Here is a 22,436-nt window from a genome sequence, read left to right as displayed (position 1 = left end):
GTAACTGCCAAGACTAATCGCCTCTGTTTGACTTCACGCAATGGATGAAAAGGAAGCAGGGTAAAGCAAGAGTGAAACTGTGCAGAGGCTCTGATGGAGAAGAAATCCTGCATAATACGGACTATAGAAGCATGCCCCAGGCACTGAAAATACAGAATCTTAGAAAACAATACGACAATGGATTTCAAGCCCTGAAAGGGATTGATCTCTCAGTTGAAGAAGGCGATTTTTACGCCCTGCTGGGACCCAATGGTGCTGGCAAATCAACCACTATTGGTATTATTTCATCATTGGTTCGCAAGACTTCAGGCGAGGTTTCAATATTCGGGCACGATATTGATACTGACCTTGTCAAGGCCAAGCGGATGCTGGGCGTCGTTCCCCAGGAGTTCAACTTCAACCAGTTTGAAAAAGTTGAAGATATCATTGTGACGCAGGCCGGCTATTACGGCATATCGGCAAAAGAAGCCCGCAAACGTGCTGAGAAGTATCTCAAGCAGCTGGGCCTGTGGGATAAACGACACAATGTTTCAAGAATGTTGTCCGGTGGTATGAAGCGACGTTTGATGATTGTCAGAGCCCTGATTCATCAGCCAAAACTACTGATTCTTGATGAACCGACCGCCGGAGTTGATATTGAACTTCGTCGCTCTCTCTGGGATTTTCTCAGGGAGATCAACGAGCAGGGCACCACGATTATCCTGACTACTCATTACCTTGAGGAAGCCGAGCAGCTCTGCCGCAATATCGGCATCATTGACAGTGGCAGGATCGTCGAGAACACCAGCACCAAGGCTCTGCTGGGCAAACTGCAACAAGAAAGTTTTGTGCTGGATCTGAAACAGCCGATTGGAGATCTGCCGACCCTTGCGGATTATATTGTCAAGAAGTTGGATAACCACAGTATTGAAGTTGAGGTCGGCAAGCACCAGGGGGTTAATGACCTGTTCCGGCAGCTGAGTGAATATCAAATTGAAGTGGCCAGTATGAGAAACAAGTCCAACCGTCTTGAGGAGTTGTTTGTCAGTCTGACTTCGGATGCTTTAGCGGCTTCAGGACAAACAAAGGACAGCGCGGCCGTGAAGGGAGGAAGTGCACAGTGAGTGAGTGGAAATATAACCTGGTTGCATTTAATACGATCTTCACTAAAGAAATTCGTCGTTTCATGCGGATCTGGCCACAGACGCTATTGCCACCGGCGATGACCATGTCTTTGTATTTCGTTATTTTTGGCGCTGTTATTGGCTCCAGAGTGGGCGAGATGGGTGGCTTTGATTATATGACCTTTGTCGTACCGGGTCTGGTCATGATGGCGGTGATTACCAACAGCTTCACTAATGTGGCTTCCAGCTTTTTCAGTAACAAGTTTCAGAAGTGTGTTGAAGAGTTGCTGGTGTCACCCGTACCGAACTGGGTGATTCTGGCCGGTTACACCATGGGTGGTGTTGTCAGGGGGGTCTACGTAGGTGTTCTGGTTATGCTACTGGGCGCTTTCTTCGTAGAACTACAGGTACATCATATTCTTATTACCCTGCTGGCTGTTTTCCTGACTGCAACTCTGTTTGCACTGGGTGGTTTCATCAATGCAGTGTTTGCCAGAAAGTTTGACGATGTGGCCATCATCCCGACCTTCGTACTGACGCCTCTTACTTACCTGGGAGGTGTTTTCTACTCGATAGACGTGCTTCCAGAGCCATTTCGATCCATCTCGCTGCTGAATCCTATCCTGTATCAGGTGAATGCCTTTCGATATGGAATCCTGGGACAGGACAGTGGTATCAGTTTAGGTTGGGCTTTTGTTGTGATGGTTCTGGCTATCGTAATACTGGCCGCCTGGGCTCTCCACCTTCTGCGAGTGGGCAAAGGCCTTCGAAACTGAATTTGAAGCGAGGCTTTTCAGGCCTCGTTTTTTCCAGAGGATACTGATCTGGCCGGGTTGCCGGGCAAACAGGATTGAGTCAAGTGAAGTTATGAGTGAATTAGTGAATGCTTCCCCGCTGGGGAAAAACAGTGAGTATCAGGCGGAGTATAATCCGGAAGTTTTGTTCCCTATTCCCCGCAGGGAGAAGCAGTTGGAGTTGGGGCTGGACCCCGATAACCTCCCTTTTGCAGGCAGTGATGTCTGGTTTGGTTATGAGCTGTCCTGGCTTGACGCCAAGGGTAAGCCGTTGGCAATGATCGGTCGCTTTGAGCTGCCCTGCCAGTCTCCCAGCTTGATTGAATCCAAGTCCTTCAAGCTTTATCTGAACTCATTCAACCAGACTCAGTTTGATTCTGTGGCACAGGTTCAGGCGGTTATGGAAAAGGATCTCAGCCAGGCTGCAGGTGCGCCGGTCAGAGTAAAGCTGATGACGATTGCTGAAATGGAAGCTTTCGGATTCAAATCGGCTCCCGGCACCGGAGTGGATGAGCTGGATGTGGTTATTGATTGCTATGACTATACACCTGATCTTTTGCAAAAGGCTGAAGGCATTCGGGAAGAAACTATCCATTCTCATCTGCTGAAGTCCAACTGTCCTGTGACCGGGCAGCCAGACTGGGGAACTGTGGTTGTTCAATATAAGGGAGAAGCCATTAGTCATGAGTCGTTTCTGAAGTTTATCTGTTCATTCCGTGGGCATCAGGAATTTCATGAGCAATGTGTGGAAAGAGTATTCACAGAAATACAGGCCCGTTTCAAAATGGAGTCCCTGACCGTCTATGCCCGCTATGTTCGCCGGGGGGGGCTGGATATTAACCCATGGCGCAGCACTGATCAGGCCGGGCAGGATGATGGGCGTCTGATCAGGCAATAAAGTCAGGTTTTGAGTTGCAAGATCAGTAAGTTGGTCCATATAAGTACCTAACCAGTTGGTTTCGCATATTCTGGACGGCGGCTTTTTCCATTCTTCTGCGTTTCAACTCTGGTTGCGTAGCTATGGCTACGCGCCCGTCGTTGCGCCTTGAAGGATGAAAAAATCCACTCGCCAGAATATGCGAAATCAACTGGCCAGGTACTTATATTCTTTGGTATATGGAGGTTCTCTACCGATATGAAAAAATATATAGCTCTTACTGCTCTTTGTCTTTCCTGTAAAAGTTTTGCCGCAGGCTATGTTATCCGCAGTCCTTATGACTATCATTCAGTGGCTAGTTTAATACTTTTATCAAACGGCTGGGGTATTCTCTGGTTGTCCAGCAGACAACAGTTTCTTCCTTATCTGGTGCAGGGCTACCCAGCTCCAACAAACTTCTTCCCCAGCCATATCGGTATTGTGATTCGGGGCTGCGTCCACTATACAGAGGTACTGGATTACTTCTCCCCATAGCTCAGTCGATCTGACACAGTTGACCTGTAACTCCGCCAAGGGCAAATAACGGCTCCCCGACACTGGGAGCCAGCAAAAACCTGGCAGGAGAGGCCACTTCGTTTGCTTGTGACTCAACTTTCAACAGGCCGCATGGGGATAATGTAATCTTCCCAATCCTCTTCAGGTACCGAGGTTTCTGATTGCGCAAAGGCCCTGACGGAAATGCCAGCCAGGTGAACGCTGTCCGGAGTTCCCGATATCAGAGGGTGCCAGTCGAAGAGCGGTTTACCTTCGGCCAGGAGTCGGTAGGCACAGGTGTCTGGCAACCAGTGAAAATGAGGTATATCACCGGCTGTAAGTTTCAGGCATTGAGGAACCTTTTCCTTTCGGTGTTCATAGTCTGAACACCGGCAGCTGCGAATATCCAGCAGCTGGCAGGCCAGAGAGGTGTTGTGAACCTCTCCTGTCTCCTCATCTTCAAGTTTTTGCAGGCAGCAGCGACCACAGCCATCGCAAAGACTCTCCCATTCTTCAGGGGTCATCTGTTCGAGGGATTTGGTCTGCCAGAAAGGTATTGTCATATCGCAATGCTGATTATTTACAGTGTCGTGTGACTGGGAAACTAACGGACTAATGCTCATTAAACAACTCCAGTTCCTGACAGCTCTGATAAACGTCAGGAGCAATATCTGATAATAAAGGGTCCCGCTTTTTTAACTGCTCTATTTTACTGCATGCCCGTTGCCTCCAGCCTTCCAGTATGTCGTCAGCGATATCGATTTTGGCTTTTTTAAGGACGGTCACCGTATGCATAAGCTCCATTTCATCCCCATACTCGTCCAGTAAATTCAGAATTTCGGTGCCAAAAATTTCTGTCTGGTTTAGCTTTAACCACAAACTGTCAAAGGCCTGTTTTTCTCTTTCGCTGTCTGGCAGGTTAATGCTTTGTGCTTCCGTTTCACTCACCGGCTCACAGGCTTCATTGGCTTTACGTCTTTGGATGTATACCGGGCAATCGGGTTTTAAACGCTTTTGCCACTCATCTGCTGTCAGATAATAACGTTCAGACATCCCGGTGATTTTCAAAAAAATCCTGAGTTGCTCCTCTGTCCAGTTGCTGATTTCTATTTTTTCATCCCGTATTTTCAGCTGTGGCATGGGAAAGCGGTAGGTCTGAACACCGTCACCCAGCACCTCAACCTCAAGCCGCTGCCCTTTGACGGTAAAAGACATCTCGTTGAGGTTTTGCATCAGCACAGCTATGTAGCTCAGGGCCAACTGTTTTCCTGACTGGATGTATCCAGAGACAGTTACCTCAACATTGTTGTTATCGGTTGAACGCATCCCGGACAGAAAGTGATCGGGGATATCCTGATCCCAGGGCAGAAGACTATGGGTTTTAAGTAAGGCTTCAAACAGTATCTGGATGTCTTTTTTGGTGATGTCATGGGTTTTTAGTCGAAGGCAGGCTTCAAGCAGCCGTTTTAAATATTGAGAGGAATGCTCTTCGCTGAGTTTTTGCAGGGCGCTCAAAGAAGGAAACAGATCGAATACAGCCCGGGCATGGCTGGCATCCAGAAAACGCAGTTGATCATCCTTTGATAAGGGTTGCAGGATTTCCCAGTAGAGTCTTTTCATAGAGTCGTGTTTCAGCAATCCCGATAGTTGTTGCAACCGGGCTGAGAGCTGTTGCCATTGGTTTTTACCCGGCAATGACATCAGCCGCTTGACAAAGTAGACATAACGCTCTCTGTATTCATCTGAAGAAAACAAAGCCATTGTCTTCTTTAACACGTGCAAAGGCGTGGTTTTACCCGAATGACGCCACAAAAAATCCCGGTTCCGTTGATTAGCTTTAAGATAGTTCCTGACGCCTTTCCCTCCATAAGAAGACAGAAGCCTTATTAATGATTCCAGCATCAGAGCGGGTTTAGTCTTTTCACGGTGGTGAAATTGTTTTAAAACCGCCCAGTTGATTAACCAGTCTGGTTTAGGGGTGGAAAGATAAAGGGAAACTGTTTTTAGCTGGCGATTGAATTTGTCATTCTCTTCATTATCCAGGTCGTTATCCAAGCCGCTATTTTCTTCAGTAGATGCTGTCAACAGCCACTGTTTCAGTTGTGTTTCCTGGTATTTCAGCTCTTCAATAGCAGGTAGCCCTTCTGATGCCCAGAGCCTGGCCATAATTTGCAATAACAGATGGTTGGGTGCCCCCCCGCAGCTTATCCAGTCCATCACTTTTTTCACTGGCCCATGTTTGGGCACGCCCTGGCCATAATTTATGGACGAGAAGGCACGGAACCGCTCCTTACTGAACTCGCCATCCTGGTCTTTCCACTCCGTCCAGCCAAGCACTTTTTTCACTTGCTCATATCTGGGCATGCCCCGGCTAAAATTCATGGAACAAAATGCGCGGAGCCGCTCCATACTGAATTCGCCATGCTTATCTTTCCATTCCGGCCAGTTCAGAACCTCTTTCACTTCCTCCTCATGTTCAGGCAAGCCTCTGGAATGAATCATGGACGAGAAGATGCGGAGTCGCTCCATACTGAACTCGCCATACTTATCTTTCCACACCTGCCAGCCCAAAACCTCTTTCACTTCCTCCTCATGTTCAGGCAAGCCTCTGGCATGATTCATGGACGCGAAGGTGCGGAACAGCTCCATACTGAACTCGCCATCCTTGTCTTTCCATACCTGCCAGCCCATCACCACTTTCACTTCCTTGTGTTTGGGCATACCTTTTTTGGTTAACATAGACGAGAAAGAGCGGAATAAATCCATATTGAATTGGCCATCCTCGTCTCTCCATTCCGGCCAGTCCAGCATTGCTTTTAATTTTTTATGTTCCTCATGTTTGGGCATGCCTTTGCAACTATTCAGGGACGAGAAAGCGCGGAACAGCTCCATATTGAATTCGCCATCCCTGTCTTTCCATTCCGGCCAGGCCTGCACCTCTTCCACTTCCTTTTTTTTGAGCATGCCTTTGCCACCATTCATGGATGAGAAAGCGCGGAACAGCTCCAAATTGAACACGCTATCCTTGTCTTTCCATACCGGCCAGCCAAGGATCTCTTCCACTGCCTCATGTTTAAGCATGCCTTTGCAACTATTCTGGGACGAGAAGGCGCGGAACAGCTCCATATTGAACTTGCCATACTTGTCTTTCCATTCCGGCCAGCCCAATATTTCTTTCACTTTCTCATAGTTGAGCTTTCCTTTGCCATGATTCATGGATGAGAAGCAGCGGAACAACTTTATATTGAACTGGCCATCCTTGTCCTTCCACTCCGACCAGTTAAGCACCTCTTCCACATCCTTATGTTCGGGCAAGCCTTTTGTGTTGTACATGGACGAGAAAGACTGGAACCGCTCCCTATCAAACTCGCCATTCTGGTCTACCCATTCCGGCCAGTCCAGCACTTCTTCTACTTCCTCCTGCCTGGGTATGCCTTTGCAATTGTTCATGGAAGAGAGGGAAGTCAATACCTCCAAACTCGCCAAATATTCGAGTTCATCCTGGCTACGTTCTGCAAAGCTACGGATATATTTTTTCACATTATGCAGCATGCTGGTCAGCAAGCCGGTATTTTTGATGCTTTCAGGAAGGTGCCCAAAAAACGCAGTGGCATTATCGAAGAAACCATCAAAATACTTTCTCTCTACGAAACCAAGTAGCTTATAAAAAGTGTGCTTGACAGTGATGTTTTTTTTCTTGAATACCGCAATCAAAGTTTGCACTTTTTCCAGATCTTCCTTGCTTAATTTGTATTTGATGTTTTCTTTTACTTTTTCTAATGGGTCGTCGGGGGTCTGAGTGTCTGCCGGTTTACTTTTTTTGGCCGGTGGTGCAGCGGCTGCTTGTGAAATCTTTCTCTTTCTACCCGCGTCTTTCTTTTTTTTCTGAGCGGGTTCTGATGAATCCGGCTCTGTTTCATGGTGGGCTGGTCTTGCCCTTTTTTTACTGTGAGTGTCCGACAGGCACTGGTTGCATAAAAATGCTGAAGCTGCTGTCTCATTGGCTACACGTCTTAATTCCTGTTGATTCAGCGCCTTGTCACACTTCGAACAAGTGACAGCGGGTTTTCCGGTATCCTGCTGAGCTGAGGGGCCCGGTGGCTCATTGCCTCCACGATCGCTGCCGTCTATTGAACCGGTTCTCTGGTTACGGGCAGCGACCCGGCTCCTCTGGCTGTTCTGAGCTGTGGCCGCAGTTGTTGGTTCTTTGGTCGTTCGGGAGGTTTGATTCTTGTCGCCGGAAGCCGCCTGTCGGCCAGAATATTTGCCAGAAATGATTTCACAGTAAACACTGAGTTCCTGACCATTCTCTGCCAGCCATGACTGAACCAGCCCCGTTTGAACCCTGGCAGGGCCTGACCTTTCCAGATCAAGAAGGTCGGCTTCAATGACCATGATCCGGTCTGACATAATCCGGGCCAGCGTTGTTTGGCCCGTCATAGTAGCCCATAGTCGTTTTATTCGTAATACTCGAAGCAGTTGTCTTTTTTGTTGCTGGCATTTTTGAACAGGATCAGGAACAAGGATAAGGTCAGGCTGGGGTTCCGGGTCAGAATTCCAGTTGTTTCCATCAGGTGGCTTATCACCATCATCTCCCCCGGCAGCACCCATGGCAATGGGCATGTTGGTCGTCTTCTCAGGCGCTTCAGGGGACCAGGTCACCCGATCAATGCGGCGTGTTTGTTTTATTGGCCAATCGGGTAGGAGAGGCAGTTGAAGCGACTCAGGAGGACTGATATTTGGCAGTAGCTGAAGCAAACTGAAAGCGAACAGCATAAACCCGACCGGAAAAGGGTCGGGCTGTTCAGGTTTAGCCAGCTTATTGGCATATAAGGAATGTGCTGGCAGCGGACTTGAGCCGGTGAGCCCCAACGCAAGCAGCGATTCCCAAAACACCATCGTCACTAGCAGAAGCAGTGATCGGGTTACCGAGCAGACAATTTTGTTTTTTTGTGAGCGTCTCATAGACCCTGGCGAACTGGTTGCCGTTTGCACGAGTCTGTATAGCACTGCACTGGCTATCACGCCATTAACGGAGTTGACGAATATTTCTGAGTCAACTCTGTCTGCAACCTTGTTTTTGCAGTTTGTGGTGGTACCCACTGGCTTGCCTGAATGTCAGGGCTCAGGACAAACCTGGCTCTATACCCTTGTTTTCACAGCGGGTCGTTAAAGCTCAGCAGTTCTTCAGGAAGGTGTTGAATGTAAGTACCTAACCAGTTACTTAGTCTTCTTCGGCTGGGGGCATCTGCAGGTAAAACCCCTTTTCCTGAATCCCGGTCATCACTTTTTCAATGTCTGCCCTGGCCAGTTTGCGCTCAGGTGTCAGCAGAATATCCATCACATGGGTAGCTTTGCCGAAAGCCTGATGAAGGGCTTCAGGGACTTTCTTCAGTTGATCACGCTTGTCAACGTAAAGGTACATCTCGTTGCGTTTGCTGCTTTTGAAAATGGAAGCAAGAATTTTAGACATAATATTAATACTATCTTGAATTTGCCTGGAGTCTGGGAAGTAATTATCTCTGGTTCTCTTTGTACTCTTTCATAGCCAGAATCAGGGGTTCGGCAATTTCCCGTTGTCGCCAGCCTTTAATGCTCTCTGGCATCGAAAAACGGCCACTGTTTTGCCACTGACGTAAGAGTGCGTTAGACATTTTTCCCGGGAATAACAGCTCTGCAGGTACATTCAGCTCATCTGATTTGTGAGTCACCCAGGCCTTGATCAGTTTGCCATAGTCGCGGGCGGCTTTCGGCAGGGGGGCAGGGAGCTGTTCCGGATAGTCAGCTTCCGGACTGTCTTTGGCCTGTTTGACCAGGTTCAGAATAATCCCGCCGTATTTTCGAAGCGTTTTGGGTTTCATATCCTGAATGGAAGAGAGTGAACGTATATTCTCCGGCATATAACGGGCAATTGGCCACAGGCTTCCCTTGGGGATGACCCGGTTGCGCGGGGTATTGGTTTTTCGGGCTTCCAGTTCACGGTATTCACAGATCTTCTGTAAAACCGCCAGTTGTTGAGGCTGCAATTGCCAGGCACGTTTAACATCTTTCCAGATTTCGCCGGGGACCGGAAACAATGGCGAGCTGAGCAAGGTGTCACAATCCTCGTTAAGCCATTGCAACTGAGGCTTGCCTTTCATTTTTTCGAGTAATAGCTCATAAGCTTCCAGCAGGTGAACGACATCGAGCGTGGCATAGCTGATCTGGGCTTCAGTCAGTGGTCGCTGAAGCCAGTCTGAGCGAGTGGCATCCTTGGGCAGGTCCACTTCCAGAAGCGCCTTTAGCAAGTTTTGGTAGCTTAATGAATGTCCCAGTCCTGCATAGGCCGCAGCAAGCTGTGTATCCAGCAATGCAACTGGGCGGCAGCCGGTGAGAATATTGAAAACTTCGAGATCTTCTCCGCAGGCGTGAAGGACTTTGATGACAGATTTGGATTGCAGAACCCGGCCAAAGGAAGCCCAGTCCTGAACACTGAGTGGGTCAATCAGGAAAACTCTGTCACCGGTACCCACCTGAATCAGTCCGGGAATAGGGTAAAAGGTATCAGTGCGAATAAACTCTGTGTCCAGTGCAATGGCATCCAGCTCAAGCCACTGCTGGCAGTAATGGTTAAGGCTTTCGCTGTCGAGGACCCAGATGGGGTCAGGATGTTCAATAGGCATATAAACAGCTGGATTAGAAATAAAAGCCTATTATAAGGAGCTTGTCTCTGAAGCCAAAACAATATTCTCCAGGGCTTGATGAGAAAGTCAGTAAATTCGTGGACAAGATGGCTCAGATACTCTCATCCCCCATGAAGAAGCTGAAACGTATATCCTCAATCGAATTAAACAATAATTATGAACATTTACCGAATCAAGAAGGCCAGAGCAGACATGCATCATTGGCTTGACTAAGTGTGTATTCGTAATCCTGAAGCAGAAGTGCTTTCGTAATAAAAAGGCCCGCATCAGCGAGCCTTGTGGAGTGGGTGCGATAAAAGAAACCCTGTCAGCGATGGGATTGCAGCGACTGAATTCGATCTTCAAGAGGAGGGTGGCTGGAGAACAGTGCGGCCAGGCCACCCTGACCGTTCTTGCGAATACCGAAGGCAGTCATGGTGGCAGGCATCGCACTGGGTGCGTCGTATTCAGCTCTCAGTCTTTCCAGAGCGGCAATCATATCACCACGACCTGCGAGCTCGGCACCGGCTTCATCGGCACGGAATTCTCGCTTGCGGGAGAACCACATCACGATGGCGCTGGCGGCAATACCCAGAACAATCTCGGCAATAAAGCTGACAACATAAAAGCCAATACCCGGGCCACTGTTTTCTTCATCACGACGGAGGAAGCTGTCTACGGCATAGCCGATGATACGTGCAAAGAACATCACGAAGGTGTTCACAACACCCTGAATCAGCGCCAGCGTCACCATGTCACCGTTAGCAACGTGACCTATTTCGTGACCAATAACGGCTCTTGCTTCCCTCGGGCTGAAACGATCCAATAATCCCTGACTCACGGCAACCAGTGAGGCGTTTTTGTTCCAGCCGGTGGCAAAAGCATTGGTTTCCGGGGATGGGAAAATACCCACTTCCGGCATGCCAATGCCCGCTTTTTCAGACAGCTCTTTGACCGTATCCATCAACCAGCGCTCCTGGGCTGTTCGGGGCTGATCGATAACCTGGGTGCCTGTGCCCATCTTGGCCATGGTTTTGGAAAGGAGCAGAGAAACCAATGAACCGGCAAAACCGAAAACGGCACAGAAAGCCAGCAGTGACTTCATATCGAGTCCCTGGGCTGTGACATAGCTACCCACGCCAAGGATGTTAAGCGTGATGCTGGCGACTGCGATGACAGCAAGGTTAGTTGCAAGAAATAGCAGAATTCTTTTCATTACCGAATGGTTGCCTTTGTTAGTTGGATAGTTGGAATATGGAGGCGTTGAGTCCGGATTTCAATCCTCAGCCCGTCACATTTAACAATGTTTACACTCCTTCAGGCTTTGCAGGCGAAAAAGTGCTGGCAGAGCAGGTTCAGCTGGTGGGTGGTCCCGGATTTTAATGTTTCACGAAACTGCCAGCCCAGAGTCCTCTGTTTCTGAAGCATCGGTTCTGGCAGGTCTTCCAATTCGGTTTTCAGGCTTGGCATACCGAGCCTGAGGAAACTTTTTTCAGTCAGAACCACCTGGTCCAGCCCTTCCAGCCGAACTCTTTCGGAGTAGTGTATGTAGCCTTCTCTGGCCAGCCAGAGAAAACTGTCAAAGCAGGCCTGGTGTCGCTTGCCGGGTAATCCGAATTCATCCACGGGCACGGGCGTAATGATGTCGTCGACGTACAGAGAGGTCAGCCGCGGGAAGACATTGTAGAGATGTACCAGTGTCTTGGCACAATCATGAAAAAAGTCGTCGATGTGGATGTCAGCCATGTTCAGAATGTGAGTGTCTGGAATTCAGTAATCGGTAGCAAACGGGCCGTTGAGTCACGGCCAGGATTATGATTGTTTGTATCGGCTCAGGAATCGTTCAAGTTTATCGCCCACCATCTCCAGATCTTCAACCCGGGGCAGGGTAATTATCCTGAGATGGTCCGGGTCCGGCCAGTTGAAGGCACGACCCTGTACGAGCAGAATTTTTTCCTGAATCAGCAGGTCGAGTACCAGCTGTTCATCGTCGTGAATCGGATACTTTTTCGGGTCCAGTTTCGGGAACACGTAAAGGGCTCCCCTGGGTTTGACACAGCTGACACCGGGTATCTGATTCAGGCGCTCGTAGATCACATCTCTCTGTGCCAGGAGTCTGCCGCCGGGAAGAACGAGGTCATTGATGCTCTGGTAACCCCCCAGTGCCGTTTGAATAGCATGCTGGGCAGGAACGTTGGAACACAGACGCATGGAGGCCAGCATTTCCAGACCTTCCAGGTAGTCCCTGGCTTTATGTTTGGGACCACTGGCAACCATCCAGCCAGAACGAAAACCGGCTGCACGATAAGATTTGGAGAGCCCGTTGAATGAGATCATGAACACATCATCCGCCAGCGATGCCATGGCAGTGTGCTCTGTTCCATCGAAGAGGATCTTGTCGTAGATCTCGTCAGCAAAAATAATCAGGCTGTGCTGGCGGGCAATCTCAATGATTTCCTGCAGCAGCTCAGGTGGGTAAACGGCACCCGTTGGATTGTTAGGGTTGATGACAACAATGCCCCGGGTCTTGGCGGTGATTTTGCTGCGAATATCATCCAGGTCAGGGTACCAGTCAGATTGCTCGTCACAGAGGTAGTGAACCGCTCGGCCTCCTGAAAGGTTAGCCGCCGCAGTCCAGAGAGGGTAGTCCGGCGCCGGGATCAGCAATTCATCACCGTTGTTCAGTAATCCCTGCATGGCCATGACGACCAGTTCGCTGACGCCATTACCGATAAAAATGTCTTCCAGCTCGACACCGGGAAAATCTTTCTGCTGACAGTAGTGCATTACGGCCTTGCGTGCCGAAAACAAACCCTTGGAGTCGGTGTAGCCCTGGGAGTTGGGGAGGTTGAGAATGACGTCTTGAATAATCTCTTCAGGTGCATCAAAGCCAAAAGGCGCAGGGTTGCCTGTGTTCAGTTTCAGAACACGCTGGCCTTCCTCCTCCAGTCTTCTGGCTTCGCGCAATACAGGACCACGTATTTCGTAGCAGACGTTTGCCAGTTTCAGGGACTTCTCAATATCCTTCATGGGTTCTTTTCCTGTGGCCGATATAAGGCTCATTGTCTTTTTGTATGTTATCTGTTACTCAGGGCTGCCTGAGTATTGCTCCGTTAATGAGTGGCGTCAGTTCCGATCGTTGTGGATCAGGTCATGGGATTCTCTGGAACATCATCAATCTGATTATAAACCTGACTATAAATAGACAAGAGTGGGTAAAAAATGTTCTCTCTGGCAGGGAATCAGGTGGCCATTATGATCGCTTTAAGGCTACAGTGCACGACCCAATCCGGATATTTCCGTTAAAGAAGCTGGAGGTGGTATGAAAGTTGAAAAAACCGATGCCCAATGGCAGTCAGAGCTGACTGAAGAGCAGTATTATGTCTGTCGGCAAAAGGGTACCGAACGGCCTTTTTCTGGTGAGTACGTTCATTTTGATGGCCTGGGTCGTTATAGCTGTGTCTGCTGTGATCAAATCCTGTTCGAATCCACGACCAAATTTGATGCTGGCTGTGGTTGGCCCAGCTTCTGGGAAGTCGTGGATAAGGAGGCGGTCAATTACCTTGAAGACAAAAGCCTGGGTATGGAGCGGACAGAAGTGGTGTGTTCAGCCTGCAACGCGCATCTGGGGCATGTATTTCCTGATGGGCCTGAGCCTACAGGGTTGAGGTACTGCATGAATTCAGTCGCTCTTCAGTTCAAAGCAGACAACTGAATTGCGCAAAAAAACAGTGTACACACTGTCCATCAGGCTATTAACCAGCGGGTCAGAGTGCTTTCAAGCTGCTCCTTGTTGAAAGGTTTAGCCAAATGGTCGTTCATGCCTGCGTCCAGGCATTGCTTTATGTGCTGATTCATAGCGTTGGCGGTTAAGGCTATGATGGGCGTCTTTCTGGTTGCTATCTGATCCCGCAGTCTGTGGGTGGTGGTATACCCATCCATAATTGGCATGTTGCAGTCCATCAGAATCAGGTCATAGTTTTTTTGCTGACAGGCTGCCAGACAGCTCTCGCCATTATGAGCCAGCTCTACCTTATAGCCCAGCTGCTCAAGCATTCCCTCCGCCACCATTCTGTTGATGGGATTATCTTCGACGACCAGAACCGAATAATCCCAGTTTTTTTGCTGTTGGATTTTCACTGTGTCAGGTAACGGTTGGGAGACCTGATGACGGATAGTCCGGGTCTTCTCCAGTGCCTGGATAAACAGTTTCCGGGTCAGAGGGAGTGGCAGCCAGACCAGGGTGTCCGGGCCGTTATCCAGAGGTGTATGAGAGGCATAAATCACTTTTAGTGACGGATTATCCTGACCGGCATTTCTGGCCAGATCTTCATTCTCTGTAATCAGAATATCTGCCCAGTCGGACAGGTCACCGATTTTGTTGTTCGAGGTCTGTCGGTGGCTGATATCCCAATGCGCCAGAAGATGAGAACAACAGCTTTGCAGAGCTTCTGAGCCATTGAGCACAATCTGGTTACTCTTGATATCAGCAGAAACCGATACTTTTTCTTCCCTTGATTTATATCGGAATGGTAAACGGACAGAAAATGTGCTGCCTTCTCCGGGCTCTGATATAACAGACAGTTGTCCGCCCATGTTAGTGACTATGGACTGGACCAAAGGCAGGCCCATACCGGAGCCCCCGAAACGGCGACTGGTATCACTGCTGGCTTGGGCAAAGGGTTTGAAAATTTCGTCCAGGGCTGATTCAGGGATGCCGATACCGCTATCACTGATGTTCACCATAATATCAAGATGATTCTCGGAGGTTTTCTGGCAATCGAGCCAGATACGAATGTCACCTTCATCGGTAAATTTTGCAGCATTGCCTATCAGGTTGGAAATGACCTGATGAAAACGGGTTGGGTCACCCAGGACTTCTTCCGGCAGGGTAGGATCAATATCACAATAGATCGGAACCCTTTTGGTGAATGTGGATTGTCCTGCAAGCACGACAATATCTTCCATTGAGTTTCTGAGGTCAAAAGGGATTTCTTCAAGAATCATCTTCCCCGACTCAAGTCGGGAAAGATCCAGGATATCGTTGAGCAGACGGATCAAATGAGTACCAGAATCTCTGGCAATGGTTAAACGCTGATGTTGTAATTCGGTCAGTTCGTCGTTGAGGGCAATACTCAGCATGCCCAGAACTGCATTGAGTGGTGTTCTGATTTCGTGACTCAGGCTGGACAGCTGCCTGGCTCGCTGACTGGCAGTTTCCAGTGCCTGACTGCGCGCTTTCTCAAGCTGGCGGTTGGTCTTCTCAAGGGCCTGGTTGTTTTTGCGAATATCCCTGGTCCGCCGGGCAATAATGGTTTCCAGTTCAGCCAGATGTTCACGTAACTGTTCCTCAGCCAGTCGCCGGTGGTGCAGATGGTGATGAATGTTGTTCAAATAATGGTTGACAGTGCGGGTCAGCAGGCCGATCTCGTCATTCTCATGCCCCCCGGGCTGCGGAAGCTGAACCTTGCTAGTGTTTTCCGGGTGCTTAACCATTTTTTCTGTCATGTTCAGCAAAGGCTTGGTCAACATGTGATAAAACATGATGGACAGAACCAGTGAAAGCAGGAAGGTTTTGATCAGGCCAGTCACCAGGATAAAGATGGCCCGATCAAAAAACTGAGTGCTGATAGGGCGGGTGTCGGCAACGATTTTAAGCCAGCCGAGGGGTTCATCTTCATCAAAGGGAACCTCAAGCTCCCGGATATAGGTTCGGCTGGCACCAAACAGCATATCGGTGAAGGGGCGGGCTTTATCCTGTTGCGGCTCTTTACTGACAGCGGCAAGGATTGCACCCGATGCTTCAACAATTTCTGCCCTGACGATGGTGGGCGATTTAATAAGTCCCAACACCAGCTCGTTGGCCAGCTCTTTATCGATGTTGTAGGCAATGCGGGCCGCTGGAGTCCGGGTGATACCAATGTAGGTTTCTATGGTGGCATCAATTTGCCGGACCTGAGACCGGTAGTCGATGATCACGAGATACAGACTCAGGAACAGCCCCAGGATAAAGGCAATGACAACGGTGTTACGCGCCTGTTTAAACGACAGTCGATCCCTGAAACGGATTGGCATTAGAAACGCTTTTTTTAATTATTACTCTGTGATTCGTTTTACCTGTATTTTCCTGACAGCGCAACAACAGCCCGAATTTAATCTGCTTCTTCGGGGTCCTGACCTCCCGGCTCTCCCTCATCGAGTTGTTTGTTTATCATCGCCCTGTTGCCAGTTGTAGAAGGCACCCAGAGTGTAAGAGTAAGGAATACTTTCTGCATGGGAAAACGACCATTTAGGCAGATTTTCCCTGAAGTATTTCTCCCATCCGTTCTCAAATAGTTTCATGGTTTGATCGCGGCGTTCACGGAACTGCAGGTAATTTTCGTGTCGAGTCCAGCCATGTATCATGTCATTTGCTTCAACACGGTCTGTATAGTCTCCATCGGCTTCACCGAAACGTTGAGGCGAAGCAGTATCGGTACGCATCTCATATTCATCGTCCGTTTCACCTGCGCCTCGCCAGCGATTAATCCTGTCAAGAGTGCGGCCCAGGGGTCCACCCAGCCATTGAGTGAGCATCTTGTTGTCGTTCATAAAAAAGTCGAAAGTGAGACCCGATGCCAGAGTAAATCCGAAGGTTTGAGCACTGGTAAATCCCGCTATAAGACCGTGAGCGTATGCTCCGACGGTGGTAACCGGGCCCAGAACCAGACCCGCTGTGGCGGAGGCCAGGGTTTTCATTGTTTGTGGTGTTACCCTGTGCAACAGGGGTACCTGAATCCCTTGTCCGGAACTCATTGATTTCACTATTTCGGGCACCAGACGAAAAATGCTGCGATACATTTGAGGGTTGGCGTTGTACTGTCTGGCAAACAACATGGAGCCGGTTCTCAACAGAATCACTGAAGAAGCGGCCTTTCCCAATGGCATGGCCAGTCCGCCCAGTTCAGAAACTTTCTCAATTCCGTTGTGGTGGGCATATTGCGCGGTTCGGTCTGGATCAACACCATAGTGTTCGAACCAGTGCTGGAAAGGTATGAGCATCCGGTGCAGGTAATCACCCCTGTTGGTCAGATCCAGAAGGTAGAGGAACGCCATGTTTGTCAGGGACAGATCGGTAGCCTGCCAGACGGTATGGGTCGCCAGCAGGGGTTTGTAACTGGTGTAGTACCAGGTGACAGCCTGTACCAGGAAGGCTGAAGGTTTGCCCCAGTAATCCTTGAGCTGCCACTCAACCGCTGCGGCATGAGCCAGCATCAATGTGTTATGGATTGCCTTGATCAGGTCTGATTCAGACAGGCCAGCAACATTGGCATAAGGTGTCAGGGTATCCTGAATATTACTCAGGAAGGCTGCCGTCCTGCGGCCATTGTCAAAGGCAATATCGTCAAGAATGTAGTTGGCGATGATCGCAGCTGCATACTCTTTCATGTCGGCAACAGACTCTTTCATACCCGCCGGGTGAGTGGCCGTCACGGCCACAGGATTAAAGGCAGTCTGCATGAATTCGTCAGCCCCCTCATCAGACAGTATCCCGACAACGACTTTGAAGCGAGGCACGTCGACACCGTGTTTGTAGCCAAGCAAGTGCTCAAATTCGGCCACTGTCTGATAACCACCAACACCTCTGACGGCCTTTATGTAGTTCTCAAGTTCAACCTTGCTGATCAAGCCTTCCCGCAGCAGAGTGATGATCTTGTTAGCACTGGCAGAATGGGCAGCGAAGTATTCCGAGAAGCTTTTCAGCTCCTCCGTTTCATGCCCGGCGAAGTCTATGGCTGTTTTGCCAATGTTGCGAATTTCGTCTTTGAATGGTTGAGACCCTATTTCCATCTGATACATGGCGTTGAGCACCATAATCTCGATTTCTTCCAGCACATCTTCGGGCTGACCTTCCGGGTGGATGACAGGGGATTTCGGAAAGCTGGTCTCCAGGCGCTTAAAAACTTCCACAATCCGACTGGCCTGTTTAAACGTTAGTTTGTCTCCGGCCATTGCCTGCACGTGAATGGATGCAAATTCATCGTCAAAATTGAAAACCGAAAAAAATGGTACTGTCTTATCGCTCTCCATTGCTGCCTGGTTCAGGCCAATTGCGGCTTGCAGAGCTTGTTTTTTGAGAGGGTGCTGCTGCATGAAATCGTTCATATCGGTCAGCAGTTTTGCCTGTTTCTCAGAGTACTGGATGGGACTGTGGTCATTCTTTACGGCTTCTTCGGCAACCTTCAGGGCATTTTTCATTCTCACAACGTCTGCTTTCCTGGCTTCAAGTTCAGCTTCCAGACGCATCTGACGGGACGGTTCCTCAATCAGTTGCCGGATCTTGCCGCCAGTACCATCATCACCGCCGAGTTCTAGCTGTTTGTTTCTCAGGGCATTAATCCGTCGTTCATTGGTGTCAGAAGCGTCAGGTTTGAGACCCAGGGCTGCTTCAGTGGCTTCAAGAAGCGCGTCATGATCCGCCAGGTCCTGTTTTGCACTTAATGCAGCTTGATATTTATGATTCAGGGCTGAATTCAGCCGATCCCGATCGATTTTATCGGAGCTTGATGGGTGTCTATTGATGTTTTCATAGTCGAACATCTGCTGTTCTTTGCGAACCAGATTTTCTCGTGCAGCAACTTCTTCAGCCATTGCATTGGCTAAATCCATACTTTTCCTGTCGTGCTCATGCAGAAACTCAGTGACCTGAGCGTACATTTTTCTGGTTAAAGGCAGTTCACCCCGTACTCCATCGATTTCATCGGCTGCGGCATGAAGCGGAGTGTATGTATAGCCATTAACAAGAAAAACGTAGTCAGCTTCTTGCAGCGAAGTGGGGTCGAAATGTATCCGGACGTACTGATTTGTTTTGGCTTTCAGTTTCTCAACGATTTTGTCTCGTACGTCTACACTGTACCCCAGCAGGAAATTTATGATCTCCTCTGCTCGCTCTTTATTGGTTTGTTCGTCACCTGCAGACAGGCCCAGCTCGGTCTGAAGTTGTTTCATTCCCTGATTGAGAGCGATATTACCCCGGGCATGTTGGAGAAAAATATCCATGTTGCGGTCAGCCGTTTCCAGCTCATTTTCAGCTTCTCTTACTGCTCGCCTGGCTCTGGCTACCTCTCGATCAAGTAAGTATCGGGGTTTTGGCCCCAGTCGGGCCATTTGTCTGTCAAGCTCATTCTCAATGACTGCGATGCGCTCAGTAAAGGTAGGCCGAAACACTTTGTAAATTTCTTTGGTCATTTTACAGAGTGTTTCTTCAATGAGATTGATCTGATCATTAACACAGGCATTATTGTTATAGTCTTCAATGTTGAGTTGATGAGCAATTGCATTGTTTACATCTCTTGATAAACCTTCATCTTCATAGCGGTGGAATATTTTTAACCGTAATTCCGAAATTCTGGACTTTAGGGCTTGCACCTGTTTTTGTCGGCCGACATCTTTTTTTAATTCTACTTTCAGATCATCGGCCAGTTTAGCAATTAAAGCCTTGTCCCTTTTCCTGGCAGCAGCGTTTTCATTCGGGTCGATGCCCAGATCGTACTCTAAATCTTGAAGCATCACCTTCTGTCGTCCTTTGGCTAGCTGATCTGCATATTCGACATAAAAGGCAAGATGGGAATAAAGCAGGTGCTTCTCATGTTTACCTTTCCTTTTTTTGTAATCAGCAGGTTTGGTATCTTCTCTCCAGAGGGCATAATACTGCTGCTCCGTTATTTTTTTGAGGACATTATTGTCATCAAGTTTTTTACGAATCCTGTCAAGTCGTTCCAGTTTGTTATCACCTTCACTGACCTGAATCACGAGTATTTCTTCTGCGGTTTTCAGCGTATCCAGCGCCTCTTCCTCTGCCCTCTGCATGGCCCCGTTAAAGTATGTCTGAATTTTCTCAGAAATGGCGTTCCGACGATCATACACATCGCCCTCGCTATCGATGTCGACCATCTTCAGGGTTTTTTCCACAGCAGTGAGTTTCCGAAGTACTTCAGGGCTGGCTTTGGGGTGGTCTGGCGTTCTGATCTCTTTCAGTTCTTTTTCCAGGCGCGCAAGATTGTGGACCACCCTGAATACCGCTTTTTCCAGGACGTCCTGATTCTTTTCTACGTTGTCTTTACTCAGTTTAATACCAAGAATTTCTGCCAGAGCATTTTGTTTGGCCCCGGTCCAAGAATCCTCTTGATCATGCAGTGTCTGAATTCTATGAAGCAGGACATCTTGTTGAATATCCATTGTCTTGATTTTCTGAAGCATGAGTTGTTTGTGAGCATTCATTTCCTCGATTTTTTGAAGCAGGTGTTCTTGCTGAGCGTCAACATCTGCATTGCTATCAAAATCCTGAATGTTTAAATGTGCGGCAATGGTTGCATAGCGGGCTTTGATTGCGGCTGCTTTTCCAGCTTCTATAATGGTTCCCGGGAGAAGATATCGCTGGACCAAAGCTTCCTGCTGTTCAAGGAGCTGCAGAATGGCCTGCTGACGGGTTTCCGGGGTATCTTTGTCGTTAGAGATCAGGCCGAGATTACTTTCAAGGTTTGTCAGTCTCTGCGGAGCCTCATCGTCGGTCAGGTCTGTCTTATGTTGTATATGCTGCCGAACAGACTGAAAGCGGGCAACAAGATCGTTTTTATTGTTCGGGGTCATACCGAACTGATCTTCAACGGCTGTCAGTATTGTAATTATAATTTCATAGTCAGGCTGTTCTACTGCAGCAAAGGTTGTGACCAACTCCTGGGTGATTTCATGAATTTTATTTCTGAGAAGTCTGGCTTGTTCTTCTGGTGTCTGGGTATTATCCCAATTATAAATACCAAGTTCTGCTGCCGTTTCACGAAATATTTTTTCGTTTAGCTTGCCCAGTTTGGCATGTTCTATCCGCAGCTCCTCCAGGTTGTTGTGTAACTCAAACAGCTGTCTCGCCATGTCGGTCATGACTCTGAAAGTAAACTCTTCGTCTTTTTCAGGATCGATCTGTGCTTCTTTGATATAGCCGACAACGGGTGACACTTTGCGAATATGCTGAAAAAAGTGCGGGTTCATCAGAAGATTTTTGAGTACGGGTTTAAAGCCGAAGTGTTGTAAGAGTTGTCTGTGCATCCGGGTAGGCGTGATGACTAATGAAGCGACTCTGACGTGTTCTGGTGTGAACTCAAATTCACCTGATCCATATGCCTCATCTGGAGAAGCCAGCGCCAATGCCTGCAGGAGGGATTCGTAATATACAAGCGAACGCACCGCCAGTTTATCCTCGTTTGAAAGTACCGTCAGTTGATCTTTGTCAACGTCTGCATCGTGCCGTGCCACTAACTCCTCCAGCACCGCCATCTGCCTGCTTCGAATGACGAACGGGTAGTTTTTGAGCCTGCGTTTGATAAGTTCTGCTTTTACTGCAGGGGCGGGATTATTACCCTCAGCTTCTATCCAGAATTTATAGAGGTTTTCTACGAAAGCGACATCGTCCGGATTCTGCATCAGACCATGAAAAACAATATTCTCCCCCGGAGCTTCTGTTATTTCCAACTTTGGATAACCCACAGGCACAGGATAAACCTGTGTATCATCCTCGGTGTGCACAACGTAGCCGACGGGTTTGTTGTATGCCAGTAGTTCGTTTAGAGCCTTCTGTTGTAAATCCTCTTCCAATACATGAACCTGGATATAGGCAGAGGCGGCAGCTGCCAGGAGAGCCTCATCATTGACAAAGAGTGATTGACCCAGACGGTGCAGTTCAGGGGGCTGATCGCCCGCAGCGATAAGGCGCATGAAGGTGCGCCCATTCACTTCAACTTTTTCAACTTCAATGGTGGCAAGGCCAACATAGTGATCATTTGAGCCGAGGTTTCCTGCTCTTTCTGCAGCGGCTTTCAAAACTTTAGTCAGTTGCAGGTGGTTGGCGATTTTCGTTAACGGTTGTAATGATGAACTCCAAACTAATTGATCACGAGCAACCTCCACGGAATCCTGATCGGTCATTCCGCCCCTGACTTCAATGACCAGTTCCTTTTCTTCAAGGTTGTGGGTGAACCTGAAGATTCCCTCATCGCCTACTTTGAGAACTTTGATATATTTCTGAGCAACGTCATTTTCGCCTGTTTCAAACTGATCAACACTGGAAACACCATCACCAATACCATAAAGAACTTCTGTAAAACTCATAGTAGTAGAGACAAAGCCGTGTCCTTCTGAAGGCTCATAAGGGTAAGTGGTGGTAAAAGATTTGGGTATTGGCTGCTGGTCATCACCTAAAGTTGGCTGAACCATGACCTCACTACGAAGTTTCACAACATTTCCGCTGCCCAAAATATAGGCTTTAGTCTGCAGTTTTCGAGCAGCCAATGCCTCTGTATTAATGATGGAAGAGCTGATCGCAACGGCCACTGCAAGGCTTAATGCATTGTGGCGGGTATTTGTCATTCTGCCACCTCAGAGCTGAGTACTTTTGTTATCTTGAAAAGTGATTGCCATACCTGGAGAGGAAGCA

The 22,436-nt window shown here is 48.6% G+C and carries 16 protein-coding genes; 7 read left to right on the top strand and 9 right to left on the bottom strand.

Translation table 11 applies throughout. From position 1 onward, the window contains the following. Positions 1–131: 131 nt before the first annotated feature. The 4 genes from ACOMG9_RS17280 (at position 132) to ACOMG9_RS17265 (ending at position 3,308) form a co-directional block, all read left to right on the top strand. A complete protein-coding gene (locus tag ACOMG9_RS17280; RefSeq protein WP_422137129.1) occupies positions 132–1,103 on the top strand; it encodes an ABC transporter ATP-binding protein in 972 nt (323 codons plus the stop codon). A gap of 62 nt (positions 1,104–1,165) precedes the next feature. Further along, positions 1,166–1,879, top strand: a complete 714-nt coding sequence (locus ACOMG9_RS17275) for an ABC transporter permease (RefSeq protein WP_422137128.1) — start codon at positions 1,166–1,168, stop codon at positions 1,877–1,879. 91 nt (positions 1,880–1,970) lie between these two features. After that, positions 1,971–2,795 (top strand): NADPH-dependent 7-cyano-7-deazaguanine reductase QueF, encoded by an 825-nt coding sequence (queF, locus tag ACOMG9_RS17270; protein WP_448217807.1) that lies wholly within the window; start codon positions 1,971–1,973, stop codon positions 2,793–2,795. Between the two features lie 237 nt (positions 2,796–3,032). Continuing rightward, positions 3,033–3,308: a hypothetical protein gene (locus ACOMG9_RS17265; protein ID WP_422134680.1), complete on the top strand. Its 276-nt coding sequence runs from the start codon at positions 3,033–3,035 to the stop codon at positions 3,306–3,308. Between the two features lie 113 nt (positions 3,309–3,421). Here ACOMG9_RS17265 and ACOMG9_RS17260 read toward each other — a convergent pair whose 3' ends face one another. Then, complete coding sequence (locus ACOMG9_RS17260) at positions 3,422–3,871, bottom strand: YcgN family cysteine cluster protein (protein WP_448217806.1); 450 nt, start codon at positions 3,869–3,871, stop codon at positions 3,422–3,424. Between the two features lie 49 nt (positions 3,872–3,920). Continuing rightward, positions 3,921–8,084 (bottom strand): hypothetical protein, encoded by a 4,164-nt coding sequence (locus ACOMG9_RS17255; protein WP_448217805.1) that lies wholly within the window; start codon positions 8,082–8,084, stop codon positions 3,921–3,923. An 85-nt stretch (positions 8,085–8,169) separates the two neighbouring features. Between ACOMG9_RS17255 and ACOMG9_RS17250 the strand changes: the two genes are divergently transcribed. Then, a complete protein-coding gene (locus tag ACOMG9_RS17250) occupies positions 8,170–8,481 on the top strand; it encodes a hypothetical protein (protein ID WP_494529158.1) in 312 nt (103 codons plus the stop codon). A gap of 51 nt (positions 8,482–8,532) precedes the next feature. Here ACOMG9_RS17250 and ACOMG9_RS17245 read toward each other — a convergent pair whose 3' ends face one another. From ACOMG9_RS17245 to ACOMG9_RS17225, 5 genes are all read right to left on the bottom strand, one after another. Continuing rightward, positions 8,533–8,781 carry a YcgL domain-containing protein gene (locus tag ACOMG9_RS17245; RefSeq protein ID WP_422134677.1) on the bottom strand — a complete coding sequence of 83 codons (249 nt, stop codon included), beginning with the start codon at positions 8,779–8,781 and terminating at the stop codon, positions 8,533–8,535. A 43-nt stretch (positions 8,782–8,824) separates the two neighbouring features. Next, the gene (gene rnd, locus ACOMG9_RS17240; RefSeq protein WP_422134676.1) at positions 8,825–9,970 is read right to left on the bottom strand and encodes a ribonuclease D; all 1,146 of its coding nucleotides are present in this window, start codon (positions 9,968–9,970) and stop codon (positions 8,825–8,827) included. Positions 9,971–10,298: 328 nt separating this feature from the next. Next, complete coding sequence (gene htpX, locus ACOMG9_RS17235; RefSeq protein WP_422134675.1) at positions 10,299–11,186, bottom strand: protease HtpX; 888 nt, start codon at positions 11,184–11,186, stop codon at positions 10,299–10,301. A gap of 101 nt (positions 11,187–11,287) precedes the next feature. Further along, complete coding sequence (locus ACOMG9_RS17230; protein ID WP_422134674.1) at positions 11,288–11,716, bottom strand: hypothetical protein; 429 nt, start codon at positions 11,714–11,716, stop codon at positions 11,288–11,290. A gap of 66 nt (positions 11,717–11,782) precedes the next feature. Then, on the bottom strand, positions 11,783–13,000 hold the full coding sequence (locus ACOMG9_RS17225) for a pyridoxal phosphate-dependent aminotransferase (RefSeq protein ID WP_422138592.1): 1,218 nt from the start codon (positions 12,998–13,000) through the stop codon (positions 11,783–11,785). A gap of 44 nt (positions 13,001–13,044) precedes the next feature. Here ACOMG9_RS17225 and ACOMG9_RS17220 point away from each other — a divergent pair, with 44 nt between their 5' ends. Beyond that, positions 13,045–13,296, top strand: coding sequence for a hypothetical protein (locus tag ACOMG9_RS17220; RefSeq protein ID WP_422138591.1), 252 nt, complete (start codon positions 13,045–13,047; stop codon positions 13,294–13,296). Then, on the top strand, positions 13,293–13,685 hold the full coding sequence (msrB, locus tag ACOMG9_RS17215; RefSeq protein ID WP_422134672.1) for a peptide-methionine (R)-S-oxide reductase MsrB: 393 nt from the start codon (positions 13,293–13,295) through the stop codon (positions 13,683–13,685). Before ACOMG9_RS17220 ends, msrB begins: the two co-directional genes overlap by 4 nt. Before the next feature lie 32 nt (positions 13,686–13,717). Here msrB and ACOMG9_RS17210 read toward each other — a convergent pair whose 3' ends face one another. Next, positions 13,718–16,045 carry a response regulator gene (locus ACOMG9_RS17210; RefSeq protein WP_448217803.1) on the bottom strand — a complete coding sequence of 776 codons (2,328 nt, stop codon included), beginning with the start codon at positions 16,043–16,045 and terminating at the stop codon, positions 13,718–13,720. A gap of 117 nt (positions 16,046–16,162) precedes the next feature. Next, positions 16,163–22,369: a coiled-coil domain-containing protein gene (locus tag ACOMG9_RS17205; protein ID WP_494529157.1), complete on the bottom strand. Its 6,207-nt coding sequence runs from the start codon at positions 22,367–22,369 to the stop codon at positions 16,163–16,165. Positions 22,370–22,436 lie beyond the last annotated feature (67 nt).

This window comes from Endozoicomonas sp. PH6C (assembly GCF_059322965.1).
This window is presented reverse-complemented; position numbering and strand designations above follow the sequence as displayed.